Genomic DNA, 14938 nt, shown 5'->3' on the forward strand with positions numbered 1-14938 from the left:
TCGACGCCCTGGTCTCGCTCTGCTTCAACATCGGCCCGGCGGCCTTCGCGCGCTCGACGGTGCTGCGCCGCCTGAGAGCGGGGGACCGCGCCGGGGCCGCCGAGGCGATCCTGTTGTGGAACCGCCCGGCCGCGCTGATCCCGCGCCGGGGCGCCGAGTACGATCAGTTCCGCACGCCGTACGCCCAGGCCCTGCCCCGGGCCCGCCGGGGCGACGCGGCGCCGATCGCCATCCCGAGCCCGCCGGTTTCGAGCCTCCCCGCCCCCCGCCGGCCCGTGCCGCGCGCACGAATCCCGGTCCCAGCCCATCTCGTCCCACCGCTTCCTGCCCCGCTGCCGGCGTTGGAGGCCCCGCCTGCGCCGGGGGTTTGGGCTCGCCTCTGGTCCGCCCTGCGGGCCGGCGGCGGCCGGACCGGCTGATCCCCCCGAGTCTCCTCGCTGCATCTCCTGCCCGAAACCCGTCACCGAACCCCGGAGCCCGCCATGGTCCCTCTCGCCGCATCCCGCGTCCGTCCGCTCGCCGCCGGAGCCGTGATCCTCGCCGCCCTCACCGGTCCGTGCGCGGCCGCCGGGCCCGCGATCCTCCTGCCCTGGGGCGATGCCCTCGCGGAGGCGATCCAGGCCCTGGGCGCCGTACTCGTCCCCCTGGCCGCCACCGCCGCCGTGGCGGCCCTGGCCCGCCTGACCGGCCCCTTGCGCGTCCTCGTCACCAGCACCCTGGTGGAGCGGCTCGTACGCAACGTCGCCGATTACGGCATCAACGCCGTGGCGGGGGCCGTGCGCGGCCGGACCCTGACGGTGCCGGTGGGCGCGCGGGTGATCGCCAGCGCGGTCGAGCGTGCCCTCGAACAGGCCCCGGGCTGGCTCGTCCGCGCGGCCGGCGGGGTCGAGGGCCTCGGCGAGAAGGTGTTCCGCAGCCTTCCCCTCGAGGAGGCGGCCACGGCGGACAACACCCTCGCACCCGCCCTGCAGGCCGCGCGCGGGCGCCGCCCCGCCACCCAGCCCTGACCACCCCGCGCGCCGGAGACCGGGCCCTTGGAAAAGATCGCCCTCGAGGCCGCGCGCCTGCTCGTCTCCCAGGAGGGCGCGGGTTGGACCGTCGCCGTCCTGCTCGGGCTCGCCTGCCTCCACCTTCACCGCGAGGGCGCCCGCGCCCAGGAGGCGCGCCTGGGGGATGCGGGCGCCACCGCGACCGCCCTGGAGCGGGCCTCGCAGACCAACGCCGCCGTGGCGGCCGCCCTGGAAAGCCGGACCCGCGTGCTGGAGGACCTCGCCCGGCTCACCGCCGAGGTCGCGCGCGGCGTCGAGCGGAGCGACGAGCGCGGCCGCGAGAAGTTCGACGAGATCCTGCGCCGGCTCGGCGAGCCGCGCGCCCGCCCCTGAGGAGGATGCCGTGACCCGACCCGACCTTCACCTGCTCCGGCGCGGGCGCTGCCGCCGCCTTGCGGCCCTGCGCCTCACCACCGCCCGTCGGCGCTTCGAGCGCTCCAGCCTGGCCCTGCGCAAGGCCGCCCTCGACCACATCGACCGGCAGGCCGAGATCGGCTCGATCCTGCAGGCGACCCTCGCCCGCCTCGCCCCGGGCAGCCTCTGATACGGCCTTCGCGTGATCGGAGCGGGGGACCGTATCGCCCAAACCCGTGCGGCGTTCGCGCAAAGCCCAGATCCGCGATCCCGCACGGATCGCCGGACGGGATCGACCGGATTTAGGACGAGGAATGCGCATGCCGATTGCGGAGGGGCCCGGTGGGGGGCAGCCATGCCGGGAACCGGATGGCCGAGGTTCGGCTTGGCTCGCTATTCAGGGCGCATTCAGTGCCTCGTCCCTAGATCTGTCCATCATGCGTATCCTTCTCGCCCTGTTGTTGATCGGACTGACCATCGCGGGGTTCGCGACGGGCTCGATCGATACGCTCGCCGAGGAGACCCCCGGTGCGGGCGCGCCCCCCCTGATCGCCGTTCCGCGCAGCGAGACCTGCCTCAGTGCCGCAGACCTGCGCGAGGCGGTGGCCGACAAGCGCGTGATCGCCCCCGTGGCGGCGATCCGCGCGGCCCGACAGGTCATCCCGCGCGCCGAGATCCAGCGGGCGCGCCTGTGCCGCAACGACGAGACGCTGGTCTACCTGCTCACGGCCCTGCGCCGAGACGGACAGTTCGTCCACGTCATGGTGGACGCCACAACCGGTCAGGTCAGCGGACCCTGAGACCGTCGAACGTGATCGCGCGGGGCCCCGGAAGGGTGTTTCGCGTGCGGCACGGGCCGTCTAACGTGCGTTGCTCGCGACGGACGTGGTTCGGGCCATCATCGTAGGAGTTCTGGACCGTGCGTTTGCTCGTGGTGGAGGATGACCGGGACATCAACCGGCAGGTGGTGACCGCGCTGGAAGAGGCCGGCTACGTGGCCGACAAGGCCTTCGACGGCGAGGAGGGCGGCTATCTCGGCGAGAACGAGCCCTACGACGCGATCATTCTCGACATGGGCCTGCCCAAGACCGACGGTGTCAGCGTCCTTCAGAAGTGGCGCCGGGCCGGCATCAAGACACCGGTCATCATCCTCACCGCCCGGGACCGCTGGTCCGACAAGGTCGACGGCTTCGATGCGGGGGCCGACGACTACGTGACGAAGCCCTTCCACATGGAGGAGCTGATGGCCCGCGTGCGTGCCCTGCTGCGGCGCGCGGCCGGCCACGCCACCAGCCAGATCGCCTGCGGGCCGGTGGTGCTCGACACCCGCTCCGGCCGGGTCTTCGTGGACGGCAACCCGGTCAAGCTCACGAGCCACGAGTACCGCCTGCTCTCCTATCTGATGCACCACACCGGCCGCGTGGTCTCGCGGGCCGAGCTGACCGAGCACCTCTACGACCAGGATTTCGACCGCGATTCCAACACCATCGAGGTCTTCGTCGGCCGCCTGCGCAAGAAACTCGCGGTCGACCTGATCCAGACGGTGCGGGGGCTGGGCTACCTCGTCGACCCGAACCAGCCCGCGCCGCGGGTGTGATCTCAGCGGCGCGGACTCAGCGCGAGGCGTCGAGCCTTGATCAGGATCTGCATGTGCGCGAGCACCAGGGCGAAGAAGCGTCGTGGCACCGTTCCATAGACGACGGTCGGCGGGGCGAGGTCGGGAATGGCCCGCAGATCCGGACCAGGCCAGACGAAGTCATTGCCCTCGGACACGATGACCCACTGTCGCCGATCGTCGAGGCCGATGCTTCGACGTATCTCCGTGGGAATCTCCACGCCGACGGTCCGACCCTCCGGCTCACGATGCGTGATCGGAACCACGATGCAGCTCCCATCCTGCGGTCTGCGGGCGACCACGAGGCCGGCGGGTCTGTCCTTCTGACCGGACTCCAAGCCTGCGCGATCCTCGGTCGACCAGAGGAACGCATAGCGGAACACAGTACCGGCGATCGGCGGCTCTGCCGGGATCACCGTCGCGAGCCTTGCACTAGTCCGGGTCCGTCAGGCCTTCCGGGACCTTAGCGTTCAGGATCGCGTCGGCGATGTCATCCGGAATATCGTCGACCGTGAAGGAACGCCGGTCGCGTTCGCGCAGGCGGATGAATTCGTCATAGGCCACGAGGACCGTCTTGGGCCGTCCGTTCTTGCTGATCACGACCGGGTTCCGGATCGCCTCGTCCTGATAGAATCCTGCGCGCTTGGCGAAGTCCGTGGCATCCGTATCAATGAACTTGAATAGGTTCATATCGATGCGACTCTCAAAAACCGGGCAGAGACGAAATCCGCATAATCCGCACTCTGCGGATATTGCGGATTTCCGTCAAGGTGAGACATGGGACCTCGTGCAGGATAGGATACGCCTGCCGGGAAGCCCGGAGTCGATTCAGGGCTCGAGCGCTCACCTCAAAACTCACATCATCGACGTCGTGCACTCGGCCGCGGCGTAGATTTTCGCCTGCAACGCAGACTTGGCGCACATGTTCTCTTCCCCCTCCTGGTTGCCCATGCGTCGCCGCTCGATCGCGGTGCGCCTCGCCACCTCGGCGCTGCTGGCGAGTTCGGCGATCCTGCTGATCGCCGCCTGGATCCTCACGACCCTGTACCGCGAGAACACCGAGCGGGCCTTCGACAGCCGTCTCCTCGTCTATGCCAACAACCTCGCCACCGACCTCGTCTCGCCCAACGATCCGGAGAGCCGCTCCTTCACCCTGAGCGATCCGCGCTTCGACCTGCCGCTGTCGGGCTGGTACTGGCAGATCGGCCGCCCCGATGCGAAGCCCCGCGACCTGCGCACCTCGCGCTCCCTCGTCGGCGTGCCCCTGAAGGCAGCCGGCACGCCCGACACCAAGGCGGGCATCGGCCAGATCCGCCAGGGCTATGGCCGGGCCCAGGACGAGCGCCGCCTGCGCGTCATCGAGCGCGACGTCGATCTCGGCGAGGAGGGCCGCTACACCGTGCGGGTCGCCGGCCCCGCCGACGAGATCGAGAACGACGTCGACCGCTTCCGTTTCTCGCTGATGGTCACCTTCGGCCTGCTCGGCCTCTCGCTCGCCCTGACGACCCTGCTGCAGATCCGCTTCGGCCTCGCGCCGCTCGCCAAGCTGCGGAACGCGCTCGGCGCCATCCGGCGGGGGGAATCCGACCGCATCACCGGCGAGTACCCGCGGGACATCGCGCCCCTGGCGGGTGAGGTGAACCTGCTCATCGAAACCAACCGGGAGATTCTGGAGCGGGCGCGCACTCAGGTCGGCAACCTCGCCCACGCCCTGAAGACCCCGCTTTCGATCATCGTCAACGAGGTCGGCGCCGCCGACGCGCCCGGCGACCTCTCGGCCAAGATCCGCGAGCAGGCCGCGGTGATGCGCGATCAGGTGAACTATCACCTCGACCGGGCCCGGGCGGCGGCGCTCGCCGGCACGCTGGGCACCTCCACGGAGGTCGAGCCGGCGCTCGCCGGGCTGGTTCGCACCTTCGGCAAGATCTACCGCGACAAGGACATCGCCTACGAGGTCTACGTGCCGGCCGGCCTGCGCTTCCGGGGCGAACGCCAGGACTTCGAGGAAATGATCGGCAACCTCGTCGACAACGCCTCGAAATGGGCCGGCAGTCGGGTCGCGATCCGGGCCGAGGCGGTGGGCAAGGACGATTATCCCCACCTTCTGGTGGCGATCGAGGACGACGGCCCGGGCCTCGCGCCGGAGGACCGGGCGGCAGTGCTCGGGCGCGGGCGGCGCCTCGACGAGACGAAGCCCGGCTCCGGCCTCGGCCTCTCGATCGTGGCCGACCTCGCCGCCCTCTATCGCGGGCGCTTCCGCCTGGAGGAGGCGACCCTGGGCGGCCTGCGGGCGGTGATCGAGGTGCCGGGGGACGCACCGGCCGGCGTCGCGCCGCACTGAGGCGGCCGGGTCCGGCGGCCCAGAATCGCCGGGCGTTTGATCCGCCGGGCGTATCCGCTAAGGTTGTGCCGTTCTTCCCCAGCGCGTGCGCGTGACACCGTGTCGCCCGATGCCCGCATCGTGCCGGCGGGAGCCCGCGTCTACATGCAAGCGGGGCAGCGTCCGGGGCGTGATGACGGCACTTTGGTTCATACTGGCGTTCATGACCGGCACGGCGGTGTTCGCCCTGCTCTGGCCGATGTCGCGCCGGGCCGATCCGGCCGCCGCGCCGGAAGCCGGGGGCCTCGCCACCGAGACCGGGTTCTACGAGGATCAGCTGCGCGAGATCGCGCGTGACGAGGCCCGCGGCCTGATCGCCGCCCCCGAGGCGGAGGCTGCCCGCACCGAGGCGGGGCGAAGGCTGATCCGGGCCAACCGGGCCGGCGTGCCCGTGAGCCCCGGCATGGCCGAGCCGGCCCTGCGCCAGCGCCGGGCCGCCTCCGCCTTCGCGCTCTCGACCATCCCCCTCGTCGCCCTCATCGCCTACGGCATCTACGGCTCGCCCCACATGCCCGCGCAGAGCGCGGCCGAGCGCCAGTCCGTGCAGAGCGCCGACCAGGACCTCCTCAAGGCCATCGGCCAGATCGAGGCGCGCCTGGCCGCCGATCCCACCGACGGACGCGGCTGGTCGGTGCTGGCCCCCGTCTACATGCGGATGGGCCGCTTCGACGACGCAGCCCATGCCTACGAGGCCGCGAGCCGCATCCTCGGCGAGACGCCGCAGCGCCTGTCCGACTGGGGCGAGGCCCTGGTGGCGGCCGGCAACGGCGCCGTCCCACCCCAGGCCAAGGCCATCTTCCAGCGCGCGATCGACCTCGACGGTCAGGTCGCCAAGCCGCAATTCTACCTGGCCCGGGCGGCCGAGCTCGAGGGCGACATCCCCGATGCGATCCGCCGCCTGCAGGCGATGGTCGCGGCGGCCCCCGCCGACGCGCCCTGGCTCCCCCTGGTGACGGAGAACCTCGCGCGCCTGAAGGGCGAGGCGCCGGCTCAAGCCCAGACTCAAGCCCAGGCTCAGACTCAAGCCCCTGCCGAGGCGCAGAGCCAGGGGCGTGTCCAGTCGCCCGACGCGGGCCGCGCCGCCACGCTCCAGTCCCTGCCGCCGGCCGGGCGCGAAGGCGCCATTCGGGGCATGGTCGAGGGTCTCGACCGGCGGCTTTCCGACACGGGTGGCAGCCTCGACGAGTGGCTGCGCCTCGTGCGGTCCTACGGCGTGCTCAAGGAGCGCGACAAGGCCGCCGCCGCCCTGGAGCGGGCGCGCAAGGCCCTGGCGGACGATCCGGAGGCCAAGGGCCGGCTGGACGAGATGGCCCGCGAGGTCGGGCTCGCCGGCGCCCCGGCCCCGGGCGTGCCGAGCGCCGCCGAGGAAGCGGGGCGCGCGGGCACCGAGGCCGCCGTGGCCGCCGTCAAGGCGATGCCGGCCGCCGAGCGCGACGCGGCGATCCGCGCCATGGTGGCGGGCCTCGACCGGCGGCTGGCGGCCAAGGGCGGCAGCGTCGACGACTGGCTGCGCCTGGTGCGCTCCTACAGTGTGCTGGGCGAGCGCGAGCGGGCCGCCCAGATCCTCGACCGGGCGCGGATGGCGCTGAGCCCGGACCCGGGGGCGATCGAGCGCCTCGACGAACTCTCGCGGGAACTCGACCTGCGCGGACAGGCGCCGAAGCCGGCCGCACCCGCGGGAAAACCGTAGGACGGCGCCTCTGCGCGCTGGCGCGCCCCTGACAATCGGTCCCGGCCCCGGCCCTTGACCCAGCCGGGCGCACGGCCGACACCGGAAGCGGCCGGATCCGATCCTGCATCATATCGCCAGGGCGCAACGACGCCCCCCACGCCACCGAGACGGAAGCGCCACCCGTGACCCGCAAGAGCCGCCGACTCGTCCTGATCGCTGCCTGCGGCGCCGTACTGGCCCTGGCCCTCGGCCTGATCCTCTCGGCGATGAGCGGGTCGATCGTGTTCTTCCGCTCGCCCACCGAGGTCGCGGCCCAGACCGTGGCGCCGGGCACGCGCTTCCGCCTCGGCGGCCTCGTCAAGGACGGTTCTCTTCAGCGTGGGCCGGACCAGACCGTCGACTTCTCGGTGACCGACACCAATGCCACCGTGCAGGTGCAGTATCGCGGCCTGCTGCCTGACCTGTTCCGCGAGGGCCAGGGCGTGGTAGCCGAGGGCACGCTGGGGCCGGGCGGAGTGTTCCGCGCCGACACGGTGCTGGCCAAGCACGACGAATCCTACATGCCCCGCGAGGTCGCCGACGCCCTGAAGGCGCAGGGCCGCTGGCAGGAGGGCAAGGGCATGACGGACGCCAAGGTCTCCGACAGCAAGCCTTCGGACATCAAGGCTTCCGAGAACGGAACTTCGGTGACCGGCAAGACGCTGGGCCAGCGTAGCGAGCGATGATGCGCGGCGCAGACCGGTCTTTCTCAAACCGGCCCCTCTCAAACCGGAAGGACATCCCGCCTTGCTGATCGAGGTCGGCCATTTCGCGCTGGCGCTCGCGCTGGCCCTTTCCCTGGTCCAGGCGGTGATGCCGGTCTGGGCGGCGCGCTCGGGCGACCAGGCCCTGAGGTCCGTGGCGACGCCCGCCGCCCTCGGCGCCTTCGCCTGCATCCTGTTCTCGTTCGGAGCGCTGACCTACGCGCACGCCACGTCGGACTTCTCGGTCCTCAACGTGGTCGAGAACTCGCACACCGCCAAGCCCTTCCTCTACAAGCTGTCCGGCGTCTGGGGGAACCACGAGGGCTCGATGCTGCTCTGGGTCCTCATCCTGGCCCTGTTCGGGGCGCTGGTGGCGGTGGCGCGCGAATCCGTGCCCCCGACCCTGCGGGCCAACACCCTGGCGGTGCAGGGGCTGATCACATTCGTGTTCGTGCTGTTCATCATCACGACCTCGAACCCGTTCACGCGGGTGAACCCGGCGCCGGTCGAGGGCAACGACCTCAACCCGCTGCTGCAGGATTTCGGCCTCGCGGTGCACCCGCCCCTTCTCTACGTCGGCTATGTCGGCTTCTCGATCACCTTCGCGTTCGCCATCGCGGCCCTGATCGAGGGGCGCATCGACGCGGTCTGGGCGCGGGCCGTGCGGCCCTGGACCCTGATCGCCTGGAGCTTCCTGACGCTCGGCATCGCGATGGGCTCGTACTGGGCCTATTACGAGCTCGGCTGGGGCGGCTGGTGGTTCTGGGACCCGGTCGAGAACGCCTCGCTGATGCCCTGGCTCGCCGGCACCGCCCTCCTCCACTCCACCGTGGTGATGGAGAAGCGCGACGCCCTGAAGGTCTGGACCGTGCTGCTGGCCATCCTCACCTTCTCGCTCTCGCTGCTCGGCACCTTCATCGTGCGCTCGGGCGTGCTGACCTCGGTCCACACCTTCGCCACGGACCCGACGCGCGGCGTGTTCATCCTCGCTATCCTGATCCTGTTCATCGGCGGCTCGTTCACGCTGTTCGCCTGGCGGGCGCCGATGCTGCGTCAGGGCGGCATCTTCGCGCCGATCTCCCGCGAGGGCGCCCTCGTCATGAACAACCTGTTCCTGGCCGCCGCCTGCGCCACCGTGTTCGTCGGCACGCTCTATCCGCTGCTACTGGAGATGCTCACCGCCGAGAAGATCTCGGTGGGCCCTCCCTTCTTCAACTACACCTTCATCCCGCTCGCGATCCCGCTCCTCCTCATCGTGCCGTTCGGCCAAACCCTGGCCTGGAAGCGCGGCGACGTGCATGCGGCGACCCAGCGCCTGTTCGCGGCGCTCGCCATCGCCCTCGTGGTCGGCCTCGCCGTGCTGGCCCTGACCTGGGGCGGCCCGATGATGGCCCCGGTGGGCATCGGCCTCGGGGCCTACCTCGTGGTCGGCTCTGCCCTCGAGATCATCTCGCGGGCGCGGGGCTACGGCGCCAGCCGAACCCGGGGCGCCGCCGCGATCTGGCGCCGCGCCGCCGGCCTGCCGCGCTCCGCCTGGGGCACGGCGCTGGCGCATGCGGGCGTCGGGGTCGTGGTGCTCGGCATCGCCGCGCAGGGCTGGGCGACGGAAGGGTTGAAGACCGTGAAACCCGGCGAATCCCTGGCCTCCGGCCCCTACGTGGCCACCCTCGACCGGGTCGGCCCACGGCAGGGCGAGAACTACACCGAGACCACCGCTTTCCTCACCATCCGCAACGCCGGCGGCGACTTCGTCGGCACCGTGGAGACCGGCAAGCGCTTCTATCCGAGCCGCAAGATGACGGTGACGGAGTCCGGCCTGCTCACCATCGGGGCGAGCCAGGTCTATGCCAGCCTGGGCGAAGTGCTCCCCGAGGGCGGCATCGGCCTGCGGCTCTACTACAAGCCCCTGGTGCTGCTGATCTGGCTCGGCGCGGTGGTCATGGCGCTCGGCGGCGCGGTCTCCCTCACCGACCGGCGCATGCGCGTCGGCGCGCCCGCACGGGCGAAGTCGAAGCCGCTTCCGCCCGGCATGGCGCCCGCCGAATGAGCCGGTCTCCCCTGCCCCACGCCGCGGCGGCGCTGGCCCTCCTCCTCGCCCTGGCGGGCGGGGCCGGCGCGGTGCAACCGGACGAGGTCCTCAAGGACCCCGCTCTGGAGGCGCGCGCCCGGGACATCTCCTCCGGCCTGCGCTGCCTCGTCTGCCAGAACCAGTCCATCGACGATTCCGATGCTCCCCTGGCCCGGGACCTGCGGCTCATCGTGCGCGAGCGCCTCAAGGCCGGCGACGACGACGCGCAGGTGCAATCCTACGTCGTCGGGCGCTACGGCGAATACGTGCTGCTGCGGCCCGTCTTCGCCCTGCACACCCTGCTCCTGTGGCTGACCCCGGGGCTGGTGGTGGCTCTCGGCCTGTTCGGGCTCTGGCGCCTCGCACGCCGCCGGCCCGAGCCGGTGCCGCAGGGCCTCAGCCCCGAGGAGCAGGCGGAGATCGCCGCCCTGACTCGGCGCGACTGAGGGCGCGTTCCCGCCCGGGTGAACGATCGCGCGCCGGGGCACGCCTCGCTTTCGCCCCAGTACCGGGGGAGATCTGGCCCGAACGGCCGACCCCCGGTCCCGCGTCGGCCTTAACGATGTCTTTACCCTGAGTCGCGAGCGTCCCGTGCCATGCCGATCGCGTCGCCGCACCGCCTCCTGAACCTCCTCGCGCCGACTCTGGCGGTGGCGCTTCTCGCGTCCCCCGCCCGCGCACATCCCCATGTCTGGGTGACGACCAAGGCCGAGATCGCCTATGGCGAGGGCGGGCGAGTGACCGGCATCCGGCACGCCTGGACCTTCGATGCCTCCTATTCCGCCTTCGTCACGCAGGGCCTCGACAAGAACGGCGACGGTCGGCTCACGCCCGACGAACTCGCGGGGCTGGCGGCCGAGAACACCGGCAATCTCGCTGAGTTCGGCTACTTCACCAAGCTGAAGGTCGCGGGTAAGGAGCAGGCCTTCGCGGACCCGGCCGAGCCGCGCATGACGATGGACGGCGACAAGCTGACCCTGAGCTTCCTGCTGCCCCTCAAGGCGCCGGTGGCCCAAGGGCGCGGCGTCACCGCCGTCGAGGTCTACGACCCCACCTTCTTCGTCTCCTTCGCGCTGGCGGAGGGCGCGGACGCCGCGCGTCTCACCGGCGCCCCGAGCGGGTGTGCCGCCACGCTGACCCGCCCGAAGGGCGATCCGGGCGCGGACGGGAAGACGGCGGACGCCAAGCCCGGCATGTCGGAGGCCTTCTTCGAGGCCCTGACCTCGGCCTCGAATTACGGCCTCCAGTTCGCCAACCGGATCCTCGTCGCGTGTCCGTAGGCGCCGCCTTCGGAACCGCCCCGGCCGATCCGCGCCGGCACCTCGTCCGGCAGGCGCTCCTGGCGCTGATCGCCGTGGCCGTCGCGGCCCTGGTCCTGTCCGGCCTCGTCTGGCTGATCAGTCCCGGCGTCGCCGCTCCGTCGCCGCGCTCGCCCTTCGGCATCGGCTTTCGCGAGGCCGCCCCCCAGGCCACCGGCCTCGGCGGCTGGATCCTCGCCCTGCAATCGAGTTTCTCGCGCAGCCTCCAGGCGTCCGTCCGTGCCCTCAAGGAGGGCGGTGCCTGGGGGCCGATGATGCTACTGGGCTTCAGTTACGGCGTCTTCCACGCCGCCGGGCCGGGCCACGGCAAGGCCGTCATCGCCGGCTACATCGTCGCCGGGGAACGCGCCCTGCTGCGCGGCTTCGGCTTGAGCTTCGCCGCCGCCCTGCTCCAGGCCCTCGTCGCCATCGCCCTCGTGGGGGTCGGAACCCTGCTGCTCGGGGCCACCGCCGCCGGCATGACCCGGGCCGGCACGGTGATCGAGACGGTGAGCTTCGCCCTCGTGGCGCTCCTCGGGCTCGCCCTCACCTGGCGCAAGGCCGGGCGGCTCGTCGGCCAGGACGCGGCGGCCTGCGCCCCCGGCTGCGGCCATGTCCATCTCACCGACGCGGCGGCATTGAGCCGCCTCGCGACCTGGCGCGAACGGGCCGGGATCGTGCTGGCGGCGGGCACGCGCCCCTGCGCGGGGGCCGTGCTGATCCTCGTCTTCTCCGCCTCGCAGGGCCTGCTGGCCGCCGGCATCGCGGCGACCTTCGCCATGGCGCTCGGAACCGCCCTCACCACCGGGGCGCTCGCGAGCCTCGCGGTCTTCGCCAAGGTCCTGGCCCTGCGCCTCGCGGGCGGACGCGGACGGACCGGGGCGCGGGCAGTCGGTGCCCTCGAACTCCTCGCGGGCGCCTTCGTGCTGGTGCTCGGCCTCGCCATGCTGGCGGGCCTGGCCGCCGACCTCGGCGGCTGACGCCGCGCCACTTTTCCAACCGCCTCGCCAAGCCGGCCGGCCCGTGCCAGTCTGCCCCGGCAGCAGGGGAGCATGGGCATGACGTCGGGCTTCGAGCCGATCCTGAACTGGCGGCTCCTGGCCGGCTCGCACGATTTTCCCGGTCCGGACGGCGGCACCTGCATCAACGAAGCTGCCATCGTCGCCGCCGGACTGCCCTACCAGGCGATCCGCGCCTCGGCCGATTGCCCGCCCTGCTTCTCGCGAGCCCTGGCCGCCTATGCCCTCGGGTTGAACGACGCCATGCCGGATGTCGAGCGCCCCCGGCTGATGGCCTTCGTGCTGCGCCTGGCCGGCTCGGCCGCCGATCCGGCCGTCGAGGCCGAGCGCGTGACCTTCCTCGCTCGGGCGAGCGTTCGCCGCATCCTCCCACCCCTCCTCGACCATGCGGGCCTGCCCGCCCTCGCCGCCCGCTGCGACGGCGCGGCGGACGCAGCGAGCGCACGGGACGCCGCCCGGGCCGCAGCCTGGGAGGGCGGCGCGCGCGCGGAGGCCGCCGGGCGACAGGGGGCCTGGGTGGCGGGCGCCCGGGCGGCGGCGGTGGCGCGGGCCGCCTCGGCAGCGGTGAAGGCCTTCGCGGATGCCCGCTGCGCCGCCGAGGTGGGCGAAGGGGCCGCCCCGTTCGTGCCCGGGACCTGGGCCATGGCCGCCGCGATCCTGGACGAGGCCCTCGATCTCGGGGGCGGAACGGGCGCGATCGACGTCGCCCTGGCGCGGGAGCGGTTCGAGACCGCGCGGACCGGGGCGCCCTGAGCGCTCAGGCCTCGGCGGGCAGCGCGGCGGGGTCGAACGCCACCGTCTGACAATTGTCGAGCCAGGTCCCGGTCAGGTGGAAGAAGAACGTCCCGTGGCCGACCACCGCGATGCTGCGCTCGGGCCGCGCCAGCAGCCAATCGCGAAAACCGCGCACGCGGTCGTCGAACAGGTTGCGCGGTTCGATATGCACCCCGCTCGCATCGGGCTCGCCCTCCGCATGCCACCAGATCTCCGGCAGGTGGTCGACGGCGACGTCGGGAAACTCGGCCGCCAGGATCGAGGCCGCCCGGCCGACGTCGCAGCTGCTCTCCTGGCACTCCCGGTGCAGCACCTCGACGAGGATGCGCGGCCGGCTCGGATGGTCGCCGAAGATGCCCTTCGTGGTCTGGATCGCCCGGGTCAGGGGCGAAGTCACCACGAGGTCGAAGGGGATGTCGTGCAAGGCGGCCCGCGCCGCCTGGACCTGGGCGAGGCCCCGTTCGGTGAGCCGGGCATCCACGTGGCCGGGATCGCGGCCGGTCAGGCGATGAGCGGCGTTGAAGGTCGATTCGCCGTGGCGGACACAGACGATGCGAGAGGGAGCCATACCGATCCGGTCTTGATGGGAGAAGTCTGATGGGGAGGGGTCGTGCAGGCACGCGCGCCCCGTCCGATAACCCGGGAGGACGGCCATCGTTGCCCACCATCCGGTGGCGCCGATGGCCGCAACAACGAAAAAGGCCCGGTTTCCCGGGCCTCGCGCGCATTCAGTCTCGTGAGGGGGTCGTTCAGGCCTTGCGGGCCACCGGACCGCGCCGGCGCAGGCGTACGATGACCTCGACGCCGGCGATCTCCATGCCCTCGGGGGCTTCGGGGAGCGAATCGACGGTGATGCCGCAATCGGGCATATCCAGCACCTGTCCCTCGTCCTCGAGGAAGAAGTGGTGGTGCTCGCTGGGGTTGGTGTCGAAATACGCCTTCGAGCCGTCCAGGGCGAGCTGGCGGAGCAGGCCGGCCTCGGTGAACTGGTGCAGCGTGTTGTAGACGGTCGCCAGCGAGACCGGGACCTTGGCCCGCATCGCCTCGTCGTAGAGCATTTCCGCCGTGAGGTGGCGGTCGCCGCGCCCGAACAGCAGCCAGCCCAGAGACAGGCGCTGACGCGTCGGACGCAGGCCCGCGCGGCGCAGACGATCGCGCAGATCCGACAACGGGCAACCGCGGCGGCCGGCGGCCGCATCGCCGGCGGGGACGGAGGCCCGCGCGTTCAGCACGGCCTGCAGGGGCAGAAGGTTCGACATTGGGCTGATGAACATCCCACGCAGAGAAACAGGACTTGAAGAACACAGGTATACGGAACCGGCCGCCCGACCGCAACCCGAGCGGTATGCACGCAGGGCGGGCCCGGTGCCGGCCGGGCGGTCCGGGCGGCGGCGTCCATGCCGGCACGATCCTGTCGCGGGGCACCCCTGCCGCGAGGCCTCGGTGCTTTGAGGCTCCCTGGCCCTGTGTTAACGAGGCGCCGAATTCGCGCCGTGCGTTCGGTGGGAGCGGCCCGGGCCGGTCCCTGCCGGGACACGGCCACATCTGCCGGAACGCGGCCAGCCCCGCTCCGGCATCACACATCGAGGACCGATCCGCGCATCATGGCTTCCGATCCGAACGCCCCGTCGACCACCGTGCCCCAGCGGGCCTCGCAGTATTCCTATGAGGAACTGCTCGCCTGCGGACGTGGCGAGCTGTTCGGCGCCGGAAACGCGCAGCTGCCGCTGCCGCCGATGCTGATGTTCGACCGCATCGTCTCCATCGGCAGCGAGGGCGGCGCCCACGGCAAGGGCCACGTGCGCGCCGAGTTCGACATCCGGCCGGACCTCTGGTTCTTCGGCTGCCACTTTAAGAATGATCCGGTGATGCCGGGCTGCCTCGGCCTCGACGCCCTCTGGCAGCTCGTGGGCTTCCATCTCGGCTGGCTCGGGGCCCCGTCCCGGAGCCCCGAGCCAGCCGAGAT

18 protein-coding genes and 1 pseudogene are annotated in these 14938 nt (G+C 71.9%); 15 read left to right on the top strand and 4 right to left on the bottom strand.

What is annotated here, in order from left to right:
• The 6 genes from MFF30_RS18575 to MFF30_RS18600 form a co-directional block, all read left to right on the top strand.
• Positions 1–419 (top strand): glycoside hydrolase family protein (locus tag MFF30_RS18575; protein ID WP_238280965.1); only part of this gene is annotated, 419 nt, incomplete at its 5' end.
• Positions 420–482: 63 nt separating this feature from the next.
• Complete coding sequence (locus MFF30_RS18580) at positions 483–1007, top strand: hypothetical protein (protein ID WP_238280966.1); 525 nt, start codon at positions 483–485, stop codon at positions 1005–1007.
• Between the two features lie 27 nt (positions 1008–1034).
• Complete coding sequence (locus MFF30_RS18585; RefSeq protein WP_238280967.1) at positions 1035–1382, top strand: hypothetical protein; 348 nt, start codon at positions 1035–1037, stop codon at positions 1380–1382.
• 10 nt (positions 1383–1392) lie between these two features.
• A complete protein-coding gene (locus MFF30_RS18590; RefSeq protein ID WP_238280968.1) occupies positions 1393–1593 on the top strand; it encodes a hypothetical protein in 201 nt (66 codons plus the stop codon).
• Between the two features lie 247 nt (positions 1594–1840).
• Positions 1841–2203 carry a PepSY domain-containing protein gene (locus MFF30_RS18595; RefSeq protein ID WP_238280969.1) on the top strand — a complete coding sequence of 121 codons (363 nt, stop codon included), beginning with the start codon at positions 1841–1843 and terminating at the stop codon, positions 2201–2203.
• 119 nt (positions 2204–2322) lie between these two features.
• A complete protein-coding gene (locus MFF30_RS18600; RefSeq protein WP_238280970.1) occupies positions 2323–3000 on the top strand; it encodes a response regulator transcription factor in 678 nt (225 codons plus the stop codon).
• Positions 3001–3002: 2 nt separating this feature from the next.
• Here MFF30_RS18600 and MFF30_RS18605 read toward each other — a convergent pair whose 3' ends face one another.
• Entirely contained in the window at positions 3003–3356 is a 354-nt protein-coding gene (locus MFF30_RS18605; RefSeq protein ID WP_238280971.1) for a hypothetical protein, read from the bottom strand.
• A gap of 94 nt (positions 3357–3450) precedes the next feature.
• Positions 3451–3708, bottom strand: coding sequence for a type II toxin-antitoxin system prevent-host-death family antitoxin (locus MFF30_RS18610; protein ID WP_238280972.1), 258 nt, complete (start codon positions 3706–3708; stop codon positions 3451–3453).
• A gap of 232 nt (positions 3709–3940) precedes the next feature.
• Between MFF30_RS18610 and MFF30_RS18615 the strand changes: the two genes are divergently transcribed.
• The 8 genes and pseudogenes from MFF30_RS18615 (at position 3941) to MFF30_RS18650 (ending at position 12951) form a co-directional block, all read left to right on the top strand.
• Positions 3941–5359 (top strand): sensor histidine kinase, encoded by a 1419-nt coding sequence (locus MFF30_RS18615; protein WP_238280973.1) that lies wholly within the window; start codon positions 3941–3943, stop codon positions 5357–5359.
• A 172-nt stretch (positions 5360–5531) separates the two neighbouring features.
• A complete protein-coding gene (gene ccmI / locus MFF30_RS18620; RefSeq protein WP_238280974.1) occupies positions 5532–7088 on the top strand; it encodes a c-type cytochrome biogenesis protein CcmI in 1557 nt (518 codons plus the stop codon).
• Between the two features lie 164 nt (positions 7089–7252).
• A pseudogene (gene ccmE / locus MFF30_RS18625) lies at positions 7253–7688 on the top strand (cytochrome c maturation protein CcmE); the annotation flags it as partial.
• Between the two features lie 168 nt (positions 7689–7856).
• A complete protein-coding gene (locus MFF30_RS18630) occupies positions 7857–9860 on the top strand; it encodes a heme lyase CcmF/NrfE family subunit (protein WP_238280976.1) in 2004 nt (667 codons plus the stop codon).
• Positions 9857–10327, top strand: coding sequence for a cytochrome c-type biogenesis protein (locus tag MFF30_RS18635; protein ID WP_238280977.1), 471 nt, complete (start codon positions 9857–9859; stop codon positions 10325–10327). Before MFF30_RS18630 ends, MFF30_RS18635 begins: the two co-directional genes overlap by 4 nt.
• Positions 10328–10477: 150 nt before the next feature.
• Positions 10478–11161: a DUF1007 family protein gene (locus MFF30_RS18640; RefSeq protein ID WP_238280978.1), complete on the top strand. Its 684-nt coding sequence runs from the start codon at positions 10478–10480 to the stop codon at positions 11159–11161.
• Positions 11152–12159: a nickel/cobalt transporter gene (locus MFF30_RS18645; RefSeq protein WP_238280979.1), complete on the top strand. Its 1008-nt coding sequence runs from the start codon at positions 11152–11154 to the stop codon at positions 12157–12159. The genes MFF30_RS18640 and MFF30_RS18645 overlap by 10 nt, the downstream gene beginning before the upstream one ends.
• A gap of 78 nt (positions 12160–12237) precedes the next feature.
• Positions 12238–12951: a hypothetical protein gene (locus tag MFF30_RS18650; RefSeq protein ID WP_238280980.1), complete on the top strand. Its 714-nt coding sequence runs from the start codon at positions 12238–12240 to the stop codon at positions 12949–12951.
• 4 nt (positions 12952–12955) lie between these two features.
• Here MFF30_RS18650 and MFF30_RS18655 read toward each other — a convergent pair whose 3' ends face one another.
• Both MFF30_RS18655 and irr read right to left on the bottom strand, forming a co-directional pair.
• The gene (locus MFF30_RS18655; protein WP_238280981.1) at positions 12956–13540 is read right to left on the bottom strand and encodes a histidine phosphatase family protein; all 585 of its coding nucleotides are present in this window, start codon (positions 13538–13540) and stop codon (positions 12956–12958) included.
• Between the two features lie 181 nt (positions 13541–13721).
• On the bottom strand, positions 13722–14231 hold the full coding sequence (irr, locus tag MFF30_RS18660) for a Fur family transcriptional regulator Irr (RefSeq protein ID WP_238280982.1): 510 nt from the start codon (positions 14229–14231) through the stop codon (positions 13722–13724).
• Between the two features lie 345 nt (positions 14232–14576).
• On the opposite strand from irr, the gene fabA reads away from it, so the two are divergent.
• Positions 14577–14938 (top strand): bifunctional 3-hydroxydecanoyl-ACP dehydratase/trans-2-decenoyl-ACP isomerase (gene fabA / locus MFF30_RS18665; RefSeq protein ID WP_238280983.1); only part of this gene is annotated, 362 nt, incomplete at its 3' end.

Source organism: Methylobacterium goesingense (genome assembly GCF_022179225.1).
GTDB lineage: Bacteria > Pseudomonadota > Alphaproteobacteria > Rhizobiales > Beijerinckiaceae > Methylobacterium > Methylobacterium goesingense.

What these genes read in the sequence shown, in the direction of transcription:
- MFF30_RS18655 (WP_238280981.1), bottom strand. Translation starts at nt 13,540, where the DNA reads ATGGCTCCCTCTCGCATCGTCTGTGTCCGCCACGGCGAATCGACCTTC.
- MFF30_RS18615 (WP_238280973.1), top strand. Translation starts at nt 3,941, where the DNA reads ATGTTCTCTTCCCCCTCCTGGTTGCCCATGCGTCGCCGCTCGATCGCG.
- MFF30_RS18580 (WP_238280966.1), top strand. Translation starts at nt 483, where the DNA reads ATGGTCCCTCTCGCCGCATCCCGCGTCCGTCCGCTCGCCGCCGGAGCC.
- MFF30_RS18595 (WP_238280969.1), top strand. Translation starts at nt 1,841, where the DNA reads ATGCGTATCCTTCTCGCCCTGTTGTTGATCGGACTGACCATCGCGGGG.
- MFF30_RS18650 (WP_238280980.1), top strand. Translation starts at nt 12,238, where the DNA reads ATGACGTCGGGCTTCGAGCCGATCCTGAACTGGCGGCTCCTGGCCGGC.
- MFF30_RS18610 (WP_238280972.1), bottom strand. Translation starts at nt 3,708, where the DNA reads ATGAACCTATTCAAGTTCATTGATACGGATGCCACGGACTTCGCCAAG.
- ccmI (WP_238280974.1), top strand. Translation starts at nt 5,532, where the DNA reads ATGACGGCACTTTGGTTCATACTGGCGTTCATGACCGGCACGGCGGTG.
- MFF30_RS18635 (WP_238280977.1), top strand. Translation starts at nt 9,857, where the DNA reads ATGAGCCGGTCTCCCCTGCCCCACGCCGCGGCGGCGCTGGCCCTCCTC.
- MFF30_RS18640 (WP_238280978.1), top strand. Translation starts at nt 10,478, where the DNA reads ATGCCGATCGCGTCGCCGCACCGCCTCCTGAACCTCCTCGCGCCGACT.
- irr (WP_238280982.1), bottom strand. Translation starts at nt 14,231, where the DNA reads ATGTCGAACCTTCTGCCCCTGCAGGCCGTGCTGAACGCGCGGGCCTCC.